Origin of the sequence: Alienimonas chondri (assembly GCF_013036045.1) — a bacterium.
GTDB classification, from domain to species: domain Bacteria; phylum Planctomycetota; class Planctomycetia; order Planctomycetales; family Planctomycetaceae; genus Alienimonas; species Alienimonas chondri.
Genome location: NZ_WTPX01000330.1, coordinates 1 through 1,184, shown reverse-complemented (window position 1 = coordinate 1,184; position 1,184 = coordinate 1). Strand labels below are relative to the sequence as shown.

Annotated in this window: 1 pseudogene; it reads left to right on the top strand. The window is 74.6% G+C overall.

The features are described 5' to 3' along the window. Positions 1 to 1,184: pseudogene (locus LzC2_RS21465) on the top strand (hypothetical protein); the annotation flags it as partial.

Sequence of the window (1,184 nt, the reverse complement as noted above, 5' to 3'; positions counted from 1 at the left end):
GACCGCCTGCGCGCCGACGCCGCCGCCGCGGACGGCGCCAAGACCGACGCGGACGCCCGGCTGGAAGAAGAGGAGAACCGTCTCGCCGTCGCCCAGTCTGCCGCAGACAAATCCGCCGCCGTGGCCGCCGCCGCCGGGGAGCGGTTCCGCGCGGCGGCCTCCCGGCTGGCCGACCTGCACGCGGTGCGGTCCTCCTTGCTGAAGGCCCGCGAGAAACTGGCCCGTCGACTGTCGGAACTCCGCGAGCGGCACGGCGCCGGCGCCGCGCGGCTGGCGATCCTCAATGAACTGGACGAACGCGGCGAGGGCGTCGGCGTCGCCCTGCGTGAGGTGCTGCGTCGGGCGCGGGCGGCGACGGCGCCGCCGTGGTCGCTGGTGCGCGGGACCGTCGCAGAACTGCTCGATTGCGACCTGGACGACGCCGCCCTGCTGGAGGTCGCCCTGGGCGAACGGGCTTCGCTGGTCGTGATCGACGACTTCGACGCCCTGCTGCCCCACCTCGAACGCCACAGCGCCGAGTACCGCAGCCGCGTCGGCTATTTCTCCCGGCGGGATCTCACCGCGGGCGGCGCGGCCGACTCCGCCGCGGGCCTGCGTGGATTCAAGCTCATCGACACCCGTGGCCGCGGTCCGGGGCAGCCGTGGGCGAGCGGAGGACGTCAGTCCTCTGAGGTCTTCGGCGGCCCAGAATCGTTCGCCACACCGCCAAGACACGGAGGGCTGACGCCCCCCGCTCGCCAAGACTTGAACGGCCTCCCCGGGATCGTCGGCCCGGCGGTCGACCTTGTTACGCCGGACAATGCCTTCCCCGAACTGGCAGAGCGACTGCTGGGGGACACCTGGGTCGTCGAATCGCTGACGGACGCCGCGAAGCTGTCCGGCGGGGCCGGACGCGGGCGGCGGTTCGTCACGCGCGGGGGCGAGTTGCTGGAAGCGGGCGGCGTGCTGGTCGTCGGCCCGCCGCGGGGGGAAGCGGCCCTGCTGACCCGTACGGCCGAGCGGCGCCGGTTGCGGGCCGAACTGGATCAGACCGCCGCCGCGCTCGCCGGCGGCGCGGAGCGCCGCGATGCGCTGGGCGAGAAGCTGACGGAAGTCGAAGCCGCGCTGGATGGGGCGACGCGGGAGAAAGAGGAGGCCGCCGCCGCCCTCGCCGCCGCCGACCGCGACCGGGATCGCACCGGGGA